This window comes from Kribbella caucasensis (genome assembly GCF_004361855.1).
In the GTDB taxonomy this organism is placed as follows: Bacteria; Actinomycetota; Actinomycetes; order Propionibacteriales; family Kribbellaceae; genus Kribbella; species Kribbella caucasensis.
The window spans coordinates 198801-216505 of record NZ_SNWQ01000012.1 but is presented as its reverse complement, the minus strand read 5'-3'; the positions used below and the strand labels follow the sequence as shown (position 1 = coordinate 216505).

The 17705-nt window shown below is 67.6% G+C and carries 21 protein-coding genes; 16 read left to right on the top strand and 5 right to left on the bottom strand.

Annotated features, from left to right (window positions below; genetic code table 11):
- The first annotated feature begins 1 nt into the window (after position 1).
- The gene (locus EV643_RS24660) at positions 2-682 is read left to right on the top strand and encodes a hypothetical protein (protein ID WP_133802496.1); all 681 of its coding nucleotides are present in this window, start codon (positions 2-4) and stop codon (positions 680-682) included.
- Positions 683-686: 4 nt separating this feature from the next.
- Here the strand turns inward: EV643_RS24660 and EV643_RS24655 are convergent, their stop codons facing one another.
- From EV643_RS24655 to EV643_RS24645, 3 genes are all read right to left on the bottom strand, one after another.
- The gene (locus EV643_RS24655) at positions 687-1667 is read right to left on the bottom strand and encodes a ribose-phosphate diphosphokinase (RefSeq protein ID WP_133802495.1); all 981 of its coding nucleotides are present in this window, start codon (positions 1665-1667) and stop codon (positions 687-689) included.
- Between the two features lie 14 nt (positions 1668-1681).
- Positions 1682-3151 (bottom strand): bifunctional UDP-N-acetylglucosamine diphosphorylase/glucosamine-1-phosphate N-acetyltransferase GlmU, encoded by a 1470-nt coding sequence (gene glmU, locus EV643_RS24650; RefSeq protein ID WP_133802494.1) that lies wholly within the window; start codon positions 3149-3151, stop codon positions 1682-1684.
- An 84-nt stretch (positions 3152-3235) separates the two neighbouring features.
- A complete protein-coding gene (locus EV643_RS24645) occupies positions 3236-4570 on the bottom strand; it encodes a hypothetical protein (RefSeq protein ID WP_133802493.1) in 1335 nt (444 codons plus the stop codon).
- 386 nt (positions 4571-4956) lie between these two features.
- Here EV643_RS24645 and EV643_RS24640 point away from each other — a divergent pair, with 386 nt between their 5' ends.
- Positions 4957-5343 (top strand): hypothetical protein, encoded by a 387-nt coding sequence (locus EV643_RS24640; RefSeq protein WP_133802492.1) that lies wholly within the window; start codon positions 4957-4959, stop codon positions 5341-5343.
- A 369-nt stretch (positions 5344-5712) separates the two neighbouring features.
- On the opposite strand, the gene EV643_RS24635 is transcribed toward EV643_RS24640, so the two are convergent.
- The gene (locus EV643_RS24635; RefSeq protein WP_238165772.1) at positions 5713-6336 is read right to left on the bottom strand and encodes a GNAT family N-acetyltransferase; all 624 of its coding nucleotides are present in this window, start codon (positions 6334-6336) and stop codon (positions 5713-5715) included.
- Positions 6333-7121 (bottom strand): GntR family transcriptional regulator, encoded by a 789-nt coding sequence (locus EV643_RS24630; protein WP_166665561.1) that lies wholly within the window; start codon positions 7119-7121, stop codon positions 6333-6335. The genes EV643_RS24635 and EV643_RS24630 overlap by 4 nt, the downstream gene beginning before the upstream one ends.
- A 127-nt stretch (positions 7122-7248) precedes the next feature.
- Between EV643_RS24630 and EV643_RS24625 the strand changes: the two genes are divergently transcribed.
- The 14 genes from EV643_RS24625 to EV643_RS24560 all read left to right on the top strand — a co-directional run bounded on the left by EV643_RS24625 (position 7249) and on the right by EV643_RS24560 (position 17632).
- Positions 7249-7665 (top strand): plasmid replication, integration and excision activator, encoded by a 417-nt coding sequence (locus EV643_RS24625; RefSeq protein WP_133802490.1) that lies wholly within the window; start codon positions 7249-7251, stop codon positions 7663-7665.
- 5 nt (positions 7666-7670) lie between these two features.
- Positions 7671-8063 (top strand): hypothetical protein, encoded by a 393-nt coding sequence (locus tag EV643_RS24620; RefSeq protein WP_133802489.1) that lies wholly within the window; start codon positions 7671-7673, stop codon positions 8061-8063.
- Positions 8063-8332, top strand: coding sequence for a hypothetical protein (locus EV643_RS24615; protein WP_133802488.1), 270 nt, complete (start codon positions 8063-8065; stop codon positions 8330-8332). The genes EV643_RS24620 and EV643_RS24615 overlap by 1 nt, the downstream gene beginning before the upstream one ends.
- 5 nt (positions 8333-8337) lie before the next feature.
- The gene (locus EV643_RS24610; protein WP_133802487.1) at positions 8338-8613 is read left to right on the top strand and encodes a hypothetical protein; all 276 of its coding nucleotides are present in this window, start codon (positions 8338-8340) and stop codon (positions 8611-8613) included.
- Positions 8614-8620: 7 nt separating this feature from the next.
- On the top strand, positions 8621-10033 hold the full coding sequence (locus EV643_RS24605) for a type IV secretory system conjugative DNA transfer family protein (protein ID WP_133802486.1): 1413 nt from the start codon (positions 8621-8623) through the stop codon (positions 10031-10033).
- Positions 10030-10419 (top strand): WhiB family transcriptional regulator, encoded by a 390-nt coding sequence (locus EV643_RS24600; protein WP_238165771.1) that lies wholly within the window; start codon positions 10030-10032, stop codon positions 10417-10419. The genes EV643_RS24605 and EV643_RS24600 overlap by 4 nt, the downstream gene beginning before the upstream one ends.
- The gene (locus EV643_RS24595) at positions 10416-10616 is read left to right on the top strand and encodes a hypothetical protein (RefSeq protein WP_133802485.1); all 201 of its coding nucleotides are present in this window, start codon (positions 10416-10418) and stop codon (positions 10614-10616) included. Before EV643_RS24600 ends, EV643_RS24595 begins: the two co-directional genes overlap by 4 nt.
- A complete protein-coding gene (locus EV643_RS24590) occupies positions 10613-12190 on the top strand; it encodes a replication initiator (protein WP_133802484.1) in 1578 nt (525 codons plus the stop codon). The genes EV643_RS24595 and EV643_RS24590 overlap by 4 nt, the downstream gene beginning before the upstream one ends.
- Positions 12191-12207: 17 nt before the next feature.
- Positions 12208-12387 carry a helix-turn-helix domain-containing protein gene (locus tag EV643_RS24585; RefSeq protein ID WP_202869737.1) on the top strand — a complete coding sequence of 60 codons (180 nt, stop codon included), beginning with the start codon at positions 12208-12210 and terminating at the stop codon, positions 12385-12387.
- Positions 12384-13655 carry a site-specific integrase gene (locus EV643_RS24580; protein WP_133802482.1) on the top strand — a complete coding sequence of 424 codons (1272 nt, stop codon included), beginning with the start codon at positions 12384-12386 and terminating at the stop codon, positions 13653-13655. The genes EV643_RS24585 and EV643_RS24580 overlap by 4 nt, the downstream gene beginning before the upstream one ends.
- A gap of 262 nt (positions 13656-13917) precedes the next feature.
- Positions 13918-14919 (top strand): acyl-CoA desaturase, encoded by a 1002-nt coding sequence (locus EV643_RS24575; protein ID WP_238165770.1) that lies wholly within the window; start codon positions 13918-13920, stop codon positions 14917-14919.
- Positions 14920-15033: 114 nt separating this feature from the next.
- Positions 15034-15636, top strand: a complete 603-nt coding sequence (locus EV643_RS24570) for a TetR/AcrR family transcriptional regulator (RefSeq protein WP_238165769.1) — start codon at positions 15034-15036, stop codon at positions 15634-15636.
- 77 nt (positions 15637-15713) lie between these two features.
- The gene (locus EV643_RS24565; RefSeq protein ID WP_133802480.1) at positions 15714-16961 is read left to right on the top strand and encodes a sensor histidine kinase; all 1248 of its coding nucleotides are present in this window, start codon (positions 15714-15716) and stop codon (positions 16959-16961) included.
- The gene (locus EV643_RS24560; protein WP_133802479.1) at positions 16958-17632 is read left to right on the top strand and encodes a response regulator transcription factor; all 675 of its coding nucleotides are present in this window, start codon (positions 16958-16960) and stop codon (positions 17630-17632) included. Before EV643_RS24565 ends, EV643_RS24560 begins: the two co-directional genes overlap by 4 nt.
- The last annotated feature ends 73 nt before the right edge of the window (positions 17633-17705 follow it).

Sequence of the window (17705 nt, the reverse complement as noted above, 5' to 3'; positions counted from 1 at the left end):
CATGTCAACCGCAACAACCTCAACACAGGTCGCAACTCCCGACCGTGTCACTCGCCAGCGCATCGGCATCGTCGCCGTGGTACTGACGGTCACGGCCGTCCTCGCCATGCCCGCCGGTCTGCTGTGGCCCTCACCGACCGGTGGTGGCGAGACCTACGCGTACGCCGACATCGAGCCGCTCCGCGATCAGTGGTGGGCGCTGCTCCTGTTCCTCAGCGCCAACTTGGTGCTCAACGTCATCGCGCAGGCGATCGCGACTCTGGTCATCGTCCGCCGCAGGGGCGCAGGCTGGGCGACGGTCGGCGGCACGGTGATGTGGATCGGGACCGCCTTCTACGCCGTCGCGGTGGGCGGCTGGGCCGCGGCGTACTACTTCGCGACCGCTCCGGGGGTCGACGTTGCCGCCGGCACGGCCGTGATGGAGCAGGCGGCGGACGATCCCGTGCACCTGTTCGGCCCGATGATCGTGGGTGCGCTCCTGGTCGCGATCGGGACCTTGATCCAGGTGGTCGGGCTCTGGCGGTCGCGGGCCGTCCCGCGCTGGATCCCGGTGCTGATGTTCACGATCGCGGTCACCTTCGTGATCCCCGGCAACGGTCTGGCCGGGCTGATCACCGCCGTACCGATGACCGCCGCTTCACTCGGCATCGCCTACTACGCCTACCGGCCCCGGACTGCCTGAGCCCTCAGGCGCGGCCCTCGAACAAGCTGGTGACCGAGCCGTCCTCGAACACCTCACGGATCGCGCGGCTGATCAACGGGGCGATGGACAGCTCGGTCAGCTTGTCGAACTTCCGGTCGGCCGGGATCGGCAGCGTGTTGGTGACGATCACCTCGGCGGCCTGGCAGTTCTTCAGCCGGTCCACCGCCGGGCCGGACAGGATCGCGTGCGTCGCCGCGATCACCACGCCGGCGGCGCCCTCGGCGATCAGCGCGTCGGCCGCCTTGGTGATCGTGCCGGCGGTGTCGATCATGTCGTCGACCAGGATGCAGACCCGGCCGTTGACCTCACCGACGACCCGGTTCGCGACCATCTCGTTCGGCCGGTCGATGTCGCGGGTCTTGTGGATGAAGGCCAGCGGCGCGCCGTTCAGCCGCGCAGACCACTGCTCCGCCACCTTGATCCGGCCGGCGTCCGGCGAGACCACGGCGAGCTGCTGGTCGCCGTACTTCTCCGCGACGTACTCGCTCAGGATCGGCAGCGCCATCAGGTGGTCCACCGGGCCGTCGAAGAAGCCCTGGATCTGCGCGGTGTGCAGGTCGACGCAGATCAGCCGGTTCGCGCCGGCGGTCTTGAACAGATCGGCCATCAGCCGGGCCGAGATCGGCTCCCGGCCGCGGTGCTTCTTGTCCTGCCGGGCGTACCCGTAGAACGGCAGCACCACGGTGATCCGCTTGGCCGACGCCCGCTTCAGCGCGTCGACCATGATCAGCTGCTCCATGATCCACTCGTTGATCGGCGAGGTGTGGCTCTGGATCACGAACGCGTCGCTGCCCCGGACCGACTCCTCGAACCGGACGTAGATCTCGCCGTTGGCGAAGTCGTACGCCGAGGTCGGCACCAGGCCGGCGCCGAGCTGCTCGGCCACCTCCTCGGCCAGACCGGGGTGAGCCCGGCCGGAGAACACCATCAGGTTCTTCTCGGTGGTCCGCTTCATCCCGCTCATGGCCACGCCTCCCGTTACGCCTTCTCGTCAGTGTCGCTCAACGGGGCCTGATTCGGCTCCTGCTGAGCGGCTTCGGCCGCTTTCGCGGTCTTGCTGCCGGCCCGCTTGCGCGCGACCCAGCCGTCGATGTTGCGCTGCCGGCCGCGGGCGACGCCGATCTGGCCGGGCTCGATGTCGTCGGTGACCGCCGACCCGGCCGCGACGTACGCGCCGTCGGCAATGGTCCTCGGTGCCACCAGCACCGAGTTGCTGCCGACAAAGGAGTGCTTGCCGACGGTCGTGTGGTTCTTCTCCACCCCGTCGTAGTTGGCGAAGATCGTGCCGGCGCCGATGTTCGCGCCCTCGCCGATCGTCGCGTCACCGGCGTACGTCAGGTGCGGCACCTTGGCCCCGTCGGCGATCGCGGCGTTCTTCGTCTCCACGAAGGTGCCGATCTTGCCGGCCACGCCCAGCGTCGTACCGGGCCTGAGGTAGGCGAACGGGCCGACCGAGGCCTGTGCGCCGATGATCGCGCCGGAGCCGTGACAGCGGATGATCGTCGCGTCCTCGCCGACCTCGACATCGGTCAGGGTGGTGTCCGGGCCGATGATCGCGCCGGTGGCGACGGTGGTCGTGCCGTGCAACTGGGTGTTCGGCAGCAGGGTGACGTCCGGGGCGAGTTGGACGGTCTGGTCAACCCAGGTCGTGTTCGGGTCGACGATGGTGACGCCGGAGCGCATCAGGGCGTCGAGGGTCCGGCGGTTCAGCTCGGCGCGGAGCGTGGCCAGCTGGACCCGGTCGTTGACGCCCTCGGTCTGCATCGCGTCATCGGTGACGAACGCGCCGACCCGCTTGCCGTCGCGCTTGGCGATCGCGAGCACGTCGGTCAGGTACAGCTCACCCTGCGCGTTGTCGGTGGTGATCCGGCTCAGCCCGTCGCGCAGCGTGGCCGCGTCGAAGACATAGATCCCGGCATTGATCTCGTCGATCTGGCGCTGCTCGGGGGTCGCGTCCTTGTGCTCGACGATGCCCGCGACCGTACCGCCCTCGCCCGGGAGGATGCGGCCGTAGCCGGTCGGGTCGGGCACCCGCGCGGTCAGCACGGTGACCGCGTTGGACTGCTTGTCGTGCTCGGCGATCAGCTCGTGCAGCGTCTCGGCCTGCAGCAGCGGCACGTCACCGGAAGTGACGATCACCACCCCGTCGAACTCAGCCGGTACGGCGGTCAGCCCGGCGCGGACGGCATCGCCGGTGCCGAGCTGTTTCTCCTGGACCGCGGTCTTGACGCCCGGGTCGATCGTGGCCAGATGGGCCTCGACCTGCTCCCGGCCGGTGCCGACCACGACGACGAGTTGCTCCGGGGCGAGGGCGCGGGCGGTGACCACCGCGTGCCCGACGAGGGTGCGGCCGCCGATCTCGTGCAGCACCTTGGGGGTCGCCGATTTCATCCGGGTCCCCAGACCGGCAGCCATGATGATGACCGCCGAAGGACGGTGGGAAGTCACGCGCTCTTCTCCTCGAGTTCCCTGCGAATTCTGCGCCGAAGGGTGGCCGGGCACTCGGAGTGGTGCCTGCGCAAGCCTACTTGCTCAACCCGCCAGAGATCGAAGTGACTCCACCAGGTCGGCCTCGGTGAGGCCGGTGTACTCGACCAGCAAACGCTCTCTCGCGTAGTCGTTGTAGCCGCGCCGGGCCACCTGCAGGTAGAAATCGGTGACCGCGGTCAGCCCGGCTTGCTGGATCAGCCGCTCGACCGCGAGCCAGCTGATGTCGTCACTGTCCGTGGTGGTGAACTCGTCGTCCGCCGGCAGCCGGGTCAGGTCGCCGAGCGAGTGCTCCCGGACCGCGGCCCGGTGGGCAGCGACCTCCTTGCCCCGGCCGGCGGTGACCAGCTGGAGGTTCTCGGCGTACTGGGCCATGCCTTCGGCCAGCCAGCGGGGCGCCTCCTCGCCGAGCCGGACCGGCAGCAGGTGCATCAGCGCGTGCGTCATCTCCGCCGAGTCGAACTTCTGCTGGTCCTCGGGCCGGATGACCACCCAGCCGCCGACCGGGCGCCCGCTCTCGGACGGGCTGGGCATCGCCTGCACCCGGGCCGGTTCGTCGGCCGGCAACGTCGGCGGCAGGTTCGTCAGTACGCCGGGCTCCCGCATCGCCACGATCATCGGGACCAGTTGCAGGGGGCCACGCCAGAGCCGGCGGACCTTCGGCGCCATCGCGACCGTCTGGTCGGCCAGCTGGTTGGCGAGTGGGACCCGTCCTTGGTTGACAACGACCAGCACGTTCTTCCGGCGGACCACGTCGATCGGACCGTAGTCCCATGGCTGCCGGTTCGATCCGATCGCGCGGTCGAGGTCATCGTCGTCGACGAGGTAGAGGCGGCCCTCACGGACGGTGTAGGTGTACCCGACGTCGGTGGAGGCCTGCGCGAGCCTGGTGCCGGCGACTTGGTATCGCATGGTGACCCGGAACGTGCCGGTGGCCAGCCCGTACCGGCGTACGGCCTCGTAGTTGACCCACGGCTCGGCCCGGCGGTACGTCACGTTCAACCCGAGCTTGCGCATGTTCTGGAACACCGGCCGCTGCTCGGCCCTCAGCTCCGGCGCCACATCCCACAGGAACAACTGCAGATTGTTCGTCTTCACCGCGATCGCACGCCGCGCCAGGATCGCATCCACCGCGCCGGCCAACCGCGGATCCACATCCCCGGTCGCACTGGGCCGCACCTGCTCCAGCGTCGGCCCCCACATCGCCTCCGCTGTCACCGACACCTGACGCCCACTCGACGGCACAGCCAGCCACAGTCCCCCACCAACAACAAATACAGCCAGAGCCACCGGCCACACCGCGCCCCACTGCACAGCCGGCCACCCATGCCGCCGCACCGCGACCACCAAGCGCCGCACCGCCGCCGAAAACCCCGGCATCAACCGACCCTCTCGCAACCCGCCCCGACACCCCAGCGCGCCCATCGTCGCCCACCCACGGGTCGCGCACAAACTCTCCACGTCACAGAACGGCTACGCATGAGCAACCGAGGTCCATTGAATGGACAAGCCCCGGCTCGGGGTCCGAGCCGGGGCTGTGCGTTGCTCCCCCGCCAGGTTTCGATCCTGGTCTTCGAGATTCAAAGTTGCCGCAGACCCGTCCGCACGGGTCCACACGAGGCATTCACCACCCCTGGCCTGAGCGTGGTCCCGGCCCGGCTCGTGCCTGGGCGTCCATCCCAATCCACCCCGCTTGTTAGCAAATCCGTTAGCAAATTCGGAGTTCGGCGAGCCCCGCGCTGCGGCACCGTGGGTCACGATGTTCCATGAGCATTCAGGTACAGACAGCAGTCATCGCAGCCGTGGCAGGGCTTCTGTCCGGGTCGATTGCATCGCTGGCAGCGCCGTGGGTCACCTGGCGGATCGAGAAGGTCCGAGAACGCGCGAGTGGCCAGACCGCAAGGCTTGCTGAGTGGCGGACTGGACTTGCCATCGCCGAAGCATCTGGGCAGATGGACGATCGCCACTTTCTGCGAGAAACGTGGTACCTGTCATTGCGTCCACATCTTGCCGATGATGTCCGGTCAAGGATGGAGTTCACACCGCGCATCAGCGGGGCCCTGCGGTTCGACGGCGTTGACCATCGCCCAGCCTTGGCTGTGATGATCAGCGACGAGATCGATCGCATCGCCAAAGCTTGGGACCTGCCTTAGTCTTCCCGTCTGCCGTTCAGCCCACGCGTAGCGCGATCAGGAGACAGCAGAGGGGCCAAGATGGAGCGCCCCACCGGACGAACGATCTTGGCCCCTCTGCTGTCTCCTGATAGGTCCTGACTGGGCTGAGCGGCAGACGGGAAGACGCACCCCGACCCCCGACCAAAGTGCCGGCCGATTCGGACCCGTCATCCCGGAGTCGTGAGGCCCCCGCCGGAGGCAAATGCTCTTGGCTCTCGTGAAGGAACCCGAGGGTCGGCCCGGCCGGTGAACGGCCGGAGGCCGCATGCGCACGGCCGGGCCGCGCGCCGAAGGCGCGCCTTGATCCATAAGAGCCAAATTCGGCAAGGAGAGCGGCCCGGGAGGGCGTCAGGCGATGGACGGGACCAGCGTGATCCGAACCCGCCGAGCTGAGGTGTCTGGCTGGCTCGGGGTCGGCAGGTCGTGCGCCAATTCGGTGATCACCGCGTCGGGCTGGATCTGGTGCCGGTCGGTGGCCTTCCGCTGGAACAGTGCGCCGGACGGGTAGTCGCTCAGGTCGAGCGTCCGGACATGGCGGAAGCCGCGCTGTTCGTAGTAGCGGTGGAGTCCGATGTTGTCAGTCCATACGTCGATCCGGACCCAGTGGTTGCCGAGTTCTCCGGCTCGCTTGCATGCCCACTCGATCACGTCGGTGCCGAGGCCCGAGTACTTTCGCCGGACGATCAGGCGGTGCAGGTACATAGACGGCTGCCGCTGCTCCTCAGGCGTCCACAGCTTCGGGTCAGAGAACGAGTCGAGCGCGACCGTGGCAGCAGTTGCCCCGTCGTCGTCGCGGACCATCCAGGTCTCTCCGGCTCGGATGCTGCTGAGGATGCGCTCGGACTGAGCCTCGGGGGTCGGCCAAGCTGCGGCCCACTGGTTGATGCCCTGCTTGGCGAGCCAGTCGCTTGCCTCCTGGCGCATCGCAAGGATGACCGGCAGGTCGTCGATGGTCGCTTGCTCGATGATCACGAGGCGTATCCGTTCTCGCCGTGGTAGCCGCTGATGTCGCCGAGCTCGTAGACGAGCCGGTTGCGGTCACCGGCGAAGATCGTCAGCGTCAGCCGGAGCGGTCGCGTATCGCTGTAGGTCGTACGGACGTAGACGAGGACGGGCGTGCCGATGCCAAGGCCGAGCTTCCGCGACTCGTCCGGCCTCGGCATCCGCGTGGTGACCTCGTCGATGTAGCCGATCTCGACGTGACCCTTGGCAGCCATAGCCCGAATTGCTCCGCCCGGTACGTCGTGCGGGGTGAGTAGGCCGCACTCCTGCGCAATGTCCATCGGGTAGTAGCTGTCCTGCAAGCTCGACGGCTCGCCGTCGACCTGGCGGAGGAACGATCGGGATACGAGCGAGTCGCCTTCGTCGACGCTCAACCGCTCCGCCAGCTCTGGCGATGCCGGGACGATCCGCATCTCAAAGTCGCGGTACGCCGACTTGTGGCCTTGCGCGGCCTGCTCGGCATGGAAGGCGTCGACCTGGTCACTGGACATCCGGTCGCGGCTCTCGGCCCAGCTCGCGTGATAGGTCGTGATGACCTGCTCGCGAACGATGGTGCCGCGTCCCTGGGTGCTCGTGATCATGCCCTCGTTCTGGAGCTGGGCGAAGGCGAGCCGGACGGTGTTGCGGGAGACGCCGTACTGCTCTCGCATGTCGGCCTCGGTCGGCAGGCGGTCCCCTGCCTTGAGCTGGCCGCCGCGAATCTGCTCGCGAAGGTCGGCCGCGATCTGCCGATAGAGCGGGTCTGACTGCGCCATGAGCATGCCTTCCGAAAGTTGTCCCAACAAATGGTCTCATCCCTCTTGACCTGGCACCAATCTGTACCTAAGGTCGGTGATGTACCAAAGGTTGGTACGAATCGAACAGTGAAGGTGAGATCACACCATGGCGATGCCCCGCAAGATCAAGGTGACCTTCGACGACGCTTTCCCGTACGGCGCGTACGCGGTCTCGGCCGTGACCGAGGTCAGGGACTTCGACCGGTCCACGAAGGACCGCGCTGTGTTCGCGACTGACGAAGAGACCGGCCTGCCGATCTGGTCAGTTGATGTGATCGACGGCGACCCCGACGCCCGCAAGGCGGACCGGACGGTGTCGATCAAGATCCTGTCGAAGGTGCAGCCGGTGCTGCCTGCTCCGAGTCCAGGTAGCCCGTTCACTCAGGTCGTCTTCGAGGGGATGACCGCGACCCCGTACGTGGCGGAGACCGGTAACGGCCGGGCTCGCTTGGCCTGGTCGTTCCGTGCGACTGAGGTCCGGGCTCCGCGCAACTCCGCCGCCGCGAACAAGCCTGCGGCCTGAGAGCGATGACGGCGATGGCGTACTTCGACGACAGGCCAACGGCGTCCATCTCGACGCACGTTCACGCCGGGCCGTGCACGGTCCTGGCCGCTGCTGTCCGGACGCACGAGGACGGCAGCCCGTACGTGACGCTCAGGATCGGCGAGAGCGACGGCGGCGCTCACGTGTACCTCGGTCCGACCGAGCTGGATCGGCTGATCAACACGGCGGTACAGGCGCGCGTCGACCTCGCGGGGCTGACCGCCGTACAGGTGGCGTCCGGCACCGCTTGGGAGCGGCACGACGACCCGACCGTCGATGACAACCCGCTGGACGATGACGACTTCGAGTACGACGAAGACGACGATGCGCCGATCGATTCCGGCTCGCGGCTGCTGTACGCCGAGGGGTGGATCTGATGCCGCTGTTTGCGACTCGGCGTGATCTGGACGCGTGGGCTGACTCGCTTGGGGTCGCGAACGATGACGAGGCGGTCGGGGTCCTTCAGCGGCTGCTTGGTCGGCTGCTGGATGGGCAGGACCGGGTGCGGTCTGCGGCACGAGCCCTGTCGGGTGCTCCGGGCAAGGAACTCCAAACCGAGCTGAGCAAGGCGTTGGGCCGCATCGATTTGTCGGTGGTCGCGGTCGAGGACGCCTTGCGCGGCTTTCGTATCCACGAGAGGCGGTGACGACCATGGCGGTAACTCCCAAGGGTCGGCTCCTGGTCGCCTGGGCCAAGGCGCTCGGCGTCGACAACGACCTGGACGCGATCGTCGAGCTGCACCGGCTGATGAACCAGCTCGACGACGCCAGATCCGTTCTCCAGAAGGCCAACCGGCTTCTCGTGAACGCACCGGACCCTGACGCGGCACGCGGCTGCGTCCTCGCGATGGGCTCCCTGGAACGGGCAGGCGCAGACCTGCTCACGGTCGAACGGCGATTCCACAAACACGAGCGGGGACGGGGTTGATGAGCGCATGGTTACCGTACTGGCTCAAGTACTGGGGCGGCTGGTTAAGACCGTCGCCTACCTGGTGTTCGCACTGCTGCGCCGACCGGGCCTCACCGTTCCCCTGCTGGTCGCCGTCGTGGTGGCCGTGCAGGTGGCCCGGTGGGGCTGGGTTACCCGCGCATCGGTCCTGGTGCTGGTCCTGGCCGTCGTCGTGGTCTGGCGACGTCAGCACCGATCCTCGTTCAACCGGCTGGTCTGGATCCCGGCCGTGCAGTGGTACCGCCGCTGGATCCGCTACGGCCTGGCCTGGCGCTTCTGGATGGGCCGCTGCGGCCTCGGCATCAAGGACGAAACGACCGGCCGGACGATGCGGCCCCGCGTCGTCAAAATGCGCTACACCCCGAGCGTCGACCGGCTGCTCGTACAGCTCCCGGTCGGACTAACGAGCGCTGACCTGGACGGCAAGCGACTCCACCTGGCTGAGTCGATGCGCGCCATCGATGCCCGGATCCGCAAGGACCGTCCCGGCCGGGTCTGGCTGGACCTGGAGATGCGCAATCCCTTGCAGGCAACGATTCCCGCGATCCCCGTCGACGAGTCCCTGGACCCGGCGATCCTGGATGGGCTGGTGATCGGGTACGCCGACGACGGGACACCGTGGCGGCTGCGAGTCCGGGGCTCGCACGTGTTCATCGCTGGCGCGACCGGCTCGGGCAAGGGCTCCATCATCTGGTCCACGCTGCGGGCGCTGGGTCCGTTCATCCGGGCCGGGCTGGTCGAGATCTGGGCCGTCGACCCCAAGGGCGGGATGGAACTGGAGTTCGGCAAGGACCTGTTCACCCGCTACGAACGCGACGACTACGAATCCATGGTGACCCTCTTGGAGGACGCCGCTCAGCAGATGGACGAGCGCTGCAAGCGGCTCCGTGGAACCACCCGCACGTTCAACCCGACCACCGCCACACCGCTGGTGATGGTGGTCGTCGACGAGCTGGCGACCCTGACCGCACTCCAACCCGACCGGCGTCTCCAGGGCAGGGCTGAGAACGCGCTCGGTCTGCTGCTGACCAAGGGCCGCGCTCCCGGCTTCCACGTCCTGGCCGCCGTGCAGGACGTAACCAAGCGGGTCTGTGAGTGGCGCGACCTGTTCCCCGACAAGATCGCGCTTCGGCTCGGCAAGGCGACCGAGGTCGACATGGTCCTTGGTGACGACGCCTGGGACAACGGCGCTCTCTGCGACTCGATCCCCCGGTCCCTGCCCGGCATCGGCTACGTCCGGATGGAAGGCCAAGCCCACTCGGTCCGGGTCCGGGCCGCCTACGTCACCGACAACGAAATCCGCACCATGGCCCGGGACTACCGACCGCGCCGGGTCCTACACGCAATCGATGCCCCCAGCAACCACACCGACACCCCCGAGACAGGAGAGGCAGCATGAGCACACGTCAGATGCCCGGACAGCTCGAACTCGTCTTCGACGTACCGGTGTTGACCGATGACCTGCGGGCCGAACTGACCTCGCATGTCCTACCCGGCTGGCAAGCGATGGGGGCGTGCCGGTCCGTTGCCGATGACACCTGGTTTCCCGAGCCGACCGAGACCGGCCTCAAGTCCGCTGCCGTCGACCGCTGCGTGTTCTGCCCGGTCCGCCGGTCCTGCCTCGCCTACGCCCTGGCTGGCGATGAGGAGTACGGCGTGTGGGGCGGCACGACCGAGCTGCAACGGGACGTGCTCGTGCGAGACCTGGTCGACGGGGCCTCGGTGGTTGATGCACTCGACGGGGCGACCCTGCTACCGGAATTCCTGTGGAGGCAGGCGTCATGACCGTCAAGCTCCGCGTCTCCGGCGACCCCGAAGAGATCGAGATCATGCTCAAGGTCCTCGCAGTGGTGTTCGACTTCACCGGCTCTGACCGCATCTACCCCAACCACGGGACCCCGGGTGTCCGCGTCTACCTCACGGCGCGGATTCCGTGGGCCGGTGACCGAGACCAGCCACGGCGGGGAGATGGTCCCCGATGATCTCCACCCTTGGCCAAGTCACGCCGGACGTGCTGCATGAGCTTGCCGTACGCAACGGTGTCTGTGTCCGTCCGGTGCTGTCCCGGCTGACCGATACCAGCACGGGTGAGCAGTCGGTCGTCCCGATCCCGTGCGGGTCGACTCAGCACCGGCAGTGCCCTCCGTGCGCCGACCGTGCCCGCAAGCTCCGGATGCAGCAGTGCCGCGAGGGCTGGCACCGAGACGACGAGATCCCCGGCCTCGACTACCTGGCCGAGGACCTTCCCGCGGAATCGGTCGATGACCCCTCAGGCGACGCCGAAAACGAGGGTGAGGACCAGGCCGACGACGAATCGACCCGTCGTGTCCGCTCAACCCGGCGCCGCCAGGACGCTCCGGATCTGCCTCGGGTGCCGATGGAGAACCGCACGGTGGGCACCACGTTCACCGGCTCCAACGGGCAGACCTACCGGCCGTCAATGTTCCTCACCCTGACCCTCCCGAGCTACGGCAAGGTCCGACCGGACGGCACGCCTGCTGACCCGGCGACGTACGACTACCACCGGGCCGCGATGGACGCGCTGCACTTCCCCAAGGTGGTCGACCGGTTCTGGCAGAACCTGCGCCGCTGTGCGGGGTACAAGGTCCAGTACTTCGCGACCGTCGAAGCACAGCGCCGTCTCGCGCCACACCTGCACGCCGCTGTCAGGGGCGTCATCCCCCGCCAGACCGTCAAAGACGTTGCCGCCGCCACCTACGCCCAACTGTGGTGGCCGCAGTGCTCCAAGCCCGTGTACGTCGGCGACGAGCTGCCCCGGTGGGACGACGTTGCCGGCCGATTCGTCGACCCGGTCAACGGCTCGAAGCTGCCGACCTGGGATGAGGCACTGGACGCGATCGGGGACGACCTGGCCGCTACTCCGGCGCACGTGGTCAAGCTCGGTACCCAGCTCGACTACCAAGGGATCATCGGCACGGCTGAGGAAAAAGTCGGTAAGGCGATCGGCTACCTGACCAAGTACCTCGCCAAGTCCATTGCCGACACCTACGGCGACGACGACGAGATCACCACCCCGCAGGCGATCCACCTCGACCGGCTCCATCGCGAGGTGCGCTGGCTGCCCTGCTCGCCGACGTGTTCGAACTGGCTTCGCTTCGGTGTCCAGCCACAAGGCGCCGAAGCGGGCATGCGACCCGGCTGGTGCCCCTCCAAGGCTCACGACCGGCACCATCTTGGGCTTGGTGGTCGACGGGTCCTGGTGTCGCGTCAGTGGACCGGCAAGACGCTGTCCGAGCACAAGGCCGACCGCGCCGAAGTCGTCCGCCAAACCCTGGCCGCTGCCGGAGTCGAGATGCACGACACCGACCGCTACGCCGCAACCGAATCCCTCGAGGACGGCTCACCACGCTTCGTCTGGGAGCCCGTCGACCGTGCCAACGATGACGACCTGCCCACCTGGCACGGACTCATGACCCGAGGCATCAACGAACGCATCCGCTGGCGAACCGACTACGAGCAAGCCAAACGGGCCGGACCCACCACCGACGACACCAGTTCGGCAACCGACCACAACCCCGCCTCCACGGCGGCATGACACGAGGGGATACGACCGTGAACGACAAACTGCTCTACAAGGTGCCGGAGGCCGCTGAACGCCTGAGCCTGAGCCGGGCCAAGGTCTACGAACTGATCAAGGACGGCGTACTCAAGTCGGTCCAGATCGACAGCTCGCGCCGGGTCAAGGCCGAGGACCTGCGGGCGTACGTCGAGTCTCTGGGGGTGGCGGCATGAGCAAGGTCAACGATGGGCTCACCAAGCGAGGCAAGACCTGGTCGTACGTCATCCGCGTGACCGACCCTGTGACCGGGCAGAGCAAGCCCAAATGGGTCGGCGGCTTCCCGACTGAGAAGGCCGCGAAAGAGGCACGCGACGATGCCCGCCGATCAGCGAGCCGGGGTGAGTACATCGAAAAGAGCCGGATCACGGTTGAGGAGTACCTCTCCGGCTGGCTGGATGGTCACGCGATGGAGATCAAGCCCAGCACGCTGGCCGGGTACCGGGAATGGCTCGCTCGGTACGTCTTCCCCGCGATCGGTTCCATGCGACTCCAGGCAGTCCGTTCGGCAACTCTGACCTCGCTCTACAAGGACCTGTCGATCTCCGGCGGGCGGGGCGGCAAGGGGCTGTCGAGCCGGAGTGTGGAATACATCAACGCCATCTTGAGGAAGGCCTTGAACGATGCCGTCCACGCCGACCGGCTGATCCCGTCCAACCCGTGCAAGACGGCCAAGCGACCCCGTCGTGAGATCAAGTCGATCGGCACCATCTGGTCGGCTCCCGAGCTGCGGACGTTCCTCGGGCTGGCTGAGTCTCACCGGCTCTACGCGTTCTACCGGCTGTCCGCGTACTCAGGCGCTCGTCGCGGTGAGCTGCTGTTCCTGCGCTGGCCAGACGTGGACTGGAAAACTCCCGCCATCCGCATCCGGGGAACGGCTGGGATGGTCGGCGGTCAGCGAATCGAGGGCACTCCGAAGAGCGGTCGTGAGCGCACCGTCTCCCTCGATCCTGAAACCATGGCCATCCTTCGCGAGCACCGGGGTCGCCAGAAGGCTGAACGGGAGATCGCGGGAGATGCCTGGGTTGACGGCGACTACGTGTTCACGACCGGACTCGGTAAGCCGGTTCCACCCGACACGGTCACCAACCTGATCGCCGTACTCATTCGGCAATTCAATGAACCCGCGATCCCGGGCACCCGGAAGACTCCCCGTCAGGAACTGCCTCGGCCGCCGAAGCCGCTGCCTCCGGCTCGCCTGCATGACCTCCGCCACGTTCACGCCACCATGCTCCTGTCGGCTGGCGTGCCGGTCCACGTCGTCGCCGAACGGCTCGGCCACGCCGACCCGGCCATCACACTTCGGGTCTACGCGCACGTGATCCGGAAGCATGCGGACGGCGTCGCAGCAACCTTCGCCGCTGCCGTTGACGGGACCACTCCGCCGGTCACGACCGACCCCGATGAGGACGACGGCGAGGCACCGGCCATAGTCGCTTGTTAGCAAATCCGTTAGCAAAACGGCCCCTGCATGAGAGAACCCCCAGGTCAGAAGCGCTCTGACCTGGGGGTTCGTGTTGCTCCCCCGCCTGGTTTCGATCCAGATCTTCGAGATTCAAAGTCTCGCGGGCTGCCGATTACCCCACGGGGGATCGCGGGACTCCGGAAAGAGTGTGCCATGCAGGGGGTGCCGACACGCCAAGGGGTTCCTAACCTACGGCTCCGTAGGTTACGGTTGCGTAGGTAAGGAAACCTCCAGTCGAGGGATGAACACAATGACTCCACCCGCCGTGGCAACACCGGAGGCGCCCAGCCGCGCCCAGGCCGACGAGTTCGACGTCGACACCGGAACGCTCGGGGGTGAGCAGAAGCGGCCCTGGGAACAGGTCGCCCTGGCCTTGTTCATCGGTATCCCGTTCCTCGCCGTGCTGGCGGCGGTGCCGATCGCCTGGGGTGGTTGGCTGGGCTGGCGGGACATCGTGATCGCGGTCGTCTTCTACACGATCGCCGGGCACGGCATCTCGATCGGCTTCCACCGGCTGTTCACGCACAAGTCGTTCAAGCCGAACCGCCCGCTCAAGTACGCGCTGGCCATCGCCGGCTCGCTCGCGATCGAGGGGCCGGTGGTCCGCTGGGTGGCCGACCACCGCAAGCACCACAAGTTCTCCGACCGCGACGGCGACCCGCACAGCCCGTGGAAGTACGGCAACACCGTCGGCGCGCTGACCAAGGGCTTCCTGCACGCGCACGTCGGCTGGCTGTTCGACACCGAGCAGACCCCCCAGCGGCAGTACGCGCCGGATCTGCTCAGGGACAAGGACATCGTCAAGGTGTCCCGGCTGTTCCCGCTGCTGGTACTGATCTCGGTGCTGCTGCCGGCCGTCATCGGCGGGCTGTTGTCCTGGTCGATCGAGGGCGCGCTGACCGCGTTCTTCTGGGGCTCGCTGGTCCGGATCGCGCTGCTGCACCACGTCACCTGGTCGATCAACTCGATCTGCCACACGATCGGCGACCGGCCGTTCAAGAGCCGGGACAAGTCCGGCAACGTCTGGTGGCTGGCGATCCTCAGCCAGGGCGAGTCCTGGCACAACCTGCACCACTCCGACCCGACCTGCGCGCGGCACGGCGTACTGAAGGGCCAGTTGGACACGTCGGCCCGGTGCATCTGGTTCTTCGAGAAGATGGGCTGGGTGTCCGACGTCCGCTGGCCGGTCAAGGAGCGCCTGGAGGCCCGCCGGGTCACCGCCGCGGATAAGGTCGCGGCCTGAGACGGACCTTCCCCGCGCTGTAAATCTCCGACCTGGAAACACCTTTGTACGGCATGATGCTGACGTGATCTCGACGTGACGGAACCCAAACCGCGGCGATCCGGACGGATCCGGATGACGAGTGCGGAGCGTCGCGAGCAACTCATCACCATCGCCCGCGGCCTGTTCGCCGAGAAGGGGTTCGAAGCGACCTCGGTCGAGGAGATCGCGGCCCGTGCCGAAGTCTCCAAGCCTGTCGTGTACGAACACTTCGGCGGCAAGGAAGGCCTGTACGCCGTGGTGGTGGACCGCGAGGTCCGCAGCCTGCTGGACACGGTCACGGCCTCGTTGACCGCCGGCCGCGCGCACGAGCTGGTGGAGCAGGCCGCGCTCGCCCTGCTCGACTACATCGAGAGCTCGTCCGACGGGTTCCGGATCCTGGTCCGCGACTCCCCGGTCGGCTCGGCCACCGGCTCGTTCATCTCGATCCTCAGCGATGTCGCCACCCGGGTCGAGCACATCCTGGCCGAGGAGTTCAAGCGCCGCGGGCTGGACCCGAAGAACGCGCCGATGTACGCGCAGATGCTGGTCGGCATGGTCGCCCTGACCGGTCAGTGGTGGCTGGACGCCCGCAAACCGAAGAAGCCCGACGTCGCCGCCCACCTGGTCAACCTGGCCTGGAACGGCCTGTCCGGACTCGAGGCCAAGCCGACCCTGTCGACCCGGCCGCACAAGTAGGAGTCCTCCCCCAGGACGAGCCGACATCAGCCCGCGGAACGACGTACCAGCCCATCGACCGCCGTACCCTGGCCCGCATGACGGGGATCCTCGAGGCGCGGCCGTTACCGGCGAGCAGCAAGGCGTTCGATCTGCTGCTGGCCGGTGGGCTCACTATGTTCTTCGGGTTCTTGTCGCTCGCCCAGGAACGGTGGTCAGGCCTGCTCGGCGTGGCGATGCTGGTCCCGCTGGTCTGGCGCCGGACGCATCCGGAGGCGGTATTCCTCGCCGTCTCGTCGGTGGCTGTGCTGCAATGGCTGAGCGGCTCCAACCTGATGGCCGGCAACGTCGGACTGCTCGTCGCGCTCTACACGATCTCGGTGTACGGCGAGGTCCGGTACAGCCGGATCGCCCTCGGCGTCGGCGGGCTCGGCGTGCTGATGGCGACCGCGAGGTACTACGGCAACTCCGACTGGCGCCAGCAGATCACCATGATGGTCGCGCTCGGCGCCCTCGTCTTCGGGGTCTGGGCGATCGGCGAACGCCGCCGGACCAGAGGCCTGTACGTCGCACAGCTGGAGGAGCGCGCCGCCCAACTCGAACGCGACCGCGATCGTGAGGCCGCATTGGCCGTCTCGAACGAGCGGACCCGGATCGCCCGGGAGATCCACGACGTGGTCGCGCACGGCCTGTCCATCATGATCGTCCAGGCAGACGGCGGCCTGTACGCCGCGGACGCGTCCCCCGAGCAGGCCAAGAAGGCGCTCGCCACCATCGGCGACACGGGCCGGGCGTCGTTGACCGAGATGCGCAAGATGCTCGGTCTGCTGAAACAGGACGAGCAGAACGAGCTCGACCCGAACCAGCCACGCCCGCAACCCGGGGTGTCGTCACTGCCCGAGCTGATCGACAACGTCCGCGACGCCGGGCTGACCGTGGACTACCAGGTGACGGGACAGCCTCGCGATCTCCCCGCGCTGCTCGGCCTCACGGCGTACCGGATCGTGCAGGAAGGGTTGACCAACACGTTGAAACACGCCGGGCCGGGAGCGCGGACCTCCGTCACGCTGGACTTCGGACGCGAGCTGCTGACCGTGGTGGTCACCGACGACGGCCGGGGTGCGGGGGTCGCGCCGAGCAGCGATCCGGGTCACGGCCTGGTCGGGATGCGGCAGCGCGCCTCGATCTCCGGCGGTACGGTGAACGCCGGGCCGAAGGCGGGCGGTGGCTACGAGGTGATCGCCAAGCTGCCCTATAACCTGCCGGACAATGGCAGCAACCTGCCGGACAACAGCAGCCGCCTGCCGGGCAACGGCGGCGGTTTGCCGACTGGAGGAGTGCATTGAGCGAGACCGACGGGGTGATCCGGGTCTTCCTGGTGGACGACCAGGAGCTGGTCCGGGCCGGGTTCACGATGCTGGTGGACTCGCAGCCCGACATGCGGGTGGTCGGTCAGGCCGGCGACGGCGGCCAGGCACTGGAGAAGTTGCAGGTGACCGGCAGCGACGTCGTGCTGATGGATGTCCGGATGCCGCGGCTGGACGGCGTCGAGGCGACCAGGCGGCTGCAGTCGTTGCCGCAGGCCCCGAGGGTGATCGTGCTGACCACCTTCGACCTGGACGAGTACGCGTTCGCCGCGATCAAGGCGGGCGCGGCCGGGTTCCTGCTCAAGAACACGCCGCCTGCCGACCTGCTGAACGCGATCCGCCAGGTGCACTCCGGCGACGCGGTCGTCTCCCCCAGTACGACGCGCCGGCTGCTCGAGCACTTCGCCGGCGCACTCCCCGACGGGGACCGCGAACAGCCCGATCTGGCCGACCTCACCGCCCGCGAGCGCGAGGTCCTGCTCGAGGTGGCCCGCGGTCTGTCGAACGCCGAGATCGCCAGGCTCTTCACGTTGTCCGAGGCAACGGTCAAGACCCATATCGGCCGCATCCTGGCCAAGACGGGCCTCCGCGACCGGGTGGCGCTGGTGGTCCTCGGCTACGAAACCGGCCTGGTCAAGCCCAACGGCTGAGTGGTCGGCGGAGTCGTACGACCCAGGTCGTACGAAGAGTGCAGTCTCAGGTCCGATTCAGTTCATGGTGATC